The following is a 1,945-nucleotide window of genomic DNA, read 5'->3' on the forward strand; positions in this document are numbered from 1 at the left end:
CGCCGACGTAACAGCCCTCGCACCCCGCGGCTAGCGCTCCGCGTCCAAGGGCTCCAGATCCTCGTCCAACCCGGCATCCAGATCGTCCCGGTCGTCGAGATCGTCGTCCTCGTCGTCGAACACCGCACTGACGTCGAACCGGCAGACCACCTGCTGGGGGTCGACCCCCTCGAAGGGCATCTCCAGCCACTCCCCCGGGTCGGCCGACTCGTCCGCGGCGGTCACCCAGAGCGTGGAGTCGCCCTCCTCCAGGCCGAACTCCTTGTGCCGGGAGGCGATCTCGTCCGGTTCGAACTCACCGAACAGAACGCCCAGCGCCCCGTGCACCGTGCCGGCGACCTCCGCGCTCTCGTCGTCGTCCGCCGCCTCGACCCGCTGGGCCTGCGCCAGCAGCCGCTGCGGCTCCACCACGGAGTAGTCGCGGCGGATCAGGACACTCAGCGCGTTCGGTTCCTCGGGGCCCGTGTACGGCGGCAGCGCGTCCTCCGTACCGGGGATCTCGAAAGGAGTGACCTCGTCGTAGCGGTCGTAGAGCAGCTCGTCGTAGACCTCGGCGGCCGCGGCCAGCTGGTTGAACGCCTCGTAGACGGCAGGGTCGTCCTCACCCGACCGGCGTTCGACCGCGTCCAGGTGACGGTCGAGCGCGGTCTTGACCGCCTCGGCGGCGGCGCGTACCTCGGCAGCGGTGGGCTGCACAGCATCAGACATAGTGCAGACGCTATCCGTACCGAGCCCCAGCCCGCACAATAGATGCGATGCCGGAATACGAATTTGTCGACGTGTACGTACCGCGCGGGGTCTCCCGCAAGGACGCCACACGCCTGCTGACGGACCATGCCGAGTACGGACACTGGGAGTTGGACCGCCTGAGCCTGCTGCGTGACGGCAGCCGCAGGGTGCGGCTGCGCCGCAGGATCATCCGCCAGGTGCGGGCCACGTGGTGAGCTGAGGCGACAGGAACAGCGGGGGAAGGAAACACTGAACGGAGCGGGCCCCTCGACGGGGCCCGCTCCGTTCGTGCCGGAGACCGCGCCCTACGCCGAGGCCCGCGCCTTGCGGTACAGCACCGCGCCCGCGAGCAGCGCCCCCGCGCCGACCGGCAGGGTCAGGCCCAGCGGCAGGTCACTGCCGGTCTGGGCGAGCTGCGCGTCGCCCTGGGGCTGGGTAAGGCCCTGGGTGCCGGGGTGGTTGCCGTTCGAGGAGCCGCCGTCCGGCGTGACGCCGCCCGTGCCGGGCGGTGTGCTCGGGGTGCCGGGGTGGTTCGGCTCTTCCGGGTTCTGCGGGCTCCCGGGGTTTCCGGGGTTACCGGGGTTACCCGGGTTGCCCGGGTTGCCCGGGTTGCCCGGCTCCTCAGGGTTTCCGGGGTTTCCCGGATTACCGGGGTTGCCCGGCTGCTCCGGCGTACCGGGCGGATTCTCGTGGCCGCCGCCCCCGCCGTTGTTGCCGCAGTCGTTGTCCTCGGTGGAGTTGCCGATACCGATGACGTCGACGGTGTTGCCGCACACGTTGACCGGCACATGGACCGGCGCCTCGACGTGGTTGCCGGAGCCGATGCCGGGCGAGTCACTGGCGTGCCCGTCGGCCGACGACCCTCCGCCGCCCTGGGAGCCGCCGTGGCCGCCGCCCTGGTTGGTACAGCTGTTGCCGATCGCCGGGTTGAGCACCCCGACGATGTTGACCGTGTTGCCGCAGACGTTGACCGGCGCGTGCACCGGCGCCTGCACCGTGTTGCCCGACAGCACGCCGGGCGAGTTCGAGGCGCCGCCGTTCGCGCCCGCGCCGGTGGCGTGAGCGGCGCCGCCCGCGGCGGCGATGACGCCGGTCGCGGCCGCCACGGTCAGCAGGCCCTTGCGGGTGACCTGTCGCATTGCTGATTACCTGCCTTCGACCTTGTTCCGAAAAGACGGCACCGGAATGGCCCGACGCCGCCGAAAGGCCGGTCGGG

General features: G+C 71.3%; 3 protein-coding genes. 1 reads left to right on the forward strand and 2 read right to left on the reverse strand.

What is annotated here, in order from left to right; genetic code table 11:
• Positions 1-30 precede the first annotated feature (30 nt).
• Complete coding sequence (locus ABD932_RS01725) at positions 31-708, reverse strand: hypothetical protein (protein WP_345008258.1); 678 nt, start codon at positions 706-708, stop codon at positions 31-33.
• Between the two features lie 47 nt (positions 709-755).
• Here ABD932_RS01725 and ABD932_RS01730 point away from each other — a divergent pair, with 47 nt between their 5' ends.
• Positions 756-944 carry a DUF5703 family protein gene (locus ABD932_RS01730; protein WP_005485166.1) on the forward strand — a complete coding sequence of 63 codons (189 nt, stop codon included), beginning with the start codon at positions 756-758 and terminating at the stop codon, positions 942-944.
• A gap of 90 nt (positions 945-1,034) precedes the next feature.
• On the opposite strand, the gene ABD932_RS01735 is transcribed toward ABD932_RS01730, so the two are convergent.
• Positions 1,035-1,868: a chaplin gene (locus ABD932_RS01735; protein ID WP_345008259.1), complete on the reverse strand. Its 834-nt coding sequence runs from the start codon at positions 1,866-1,868 to the stop codon at positions 1,035-1,037.
• Between the last annotated feature and the right edge of the window lie 77 nt (positions 1,869-1,945).

Origin of the sequence: Streptomyces shaanxiensis, assembly GCF_039537145.1 — a bacterium.
In the GTDB taxonomy this organism is placed as follows: domain Bacteria; phylum Actinomycetota; class Actinomycetes; order Streptomycetales; family Streptomycetaceae; genus Streptomyces; species Streptomyces shaanxiensis.

Bases quoted from the DNA above. Each gene is read 5' to 3' on its own strand.
- ABD932_RS01725 (WP_345008258.1), bottom strand. From the start codon at position 708: ATGTCTGATGCTGTGCAGCCCACCGCTGCCGAGGTACGCGCCGCCGCC.
- ABD932_RS01730 (WP_005485166.1), top strand. From the start codon at position 756: ATGCCGGAATACGAATTTGTCGACGTGTACGTACCGCGCGGGGTCTCC.
- ABD932_RS01735 (WP_345008259.1), bottom strand. From the start codon at position 1,868: ATGCGACAGGTCACCCGCAAGGGCCTGCTGACCGTGGCGGCCGCGACC.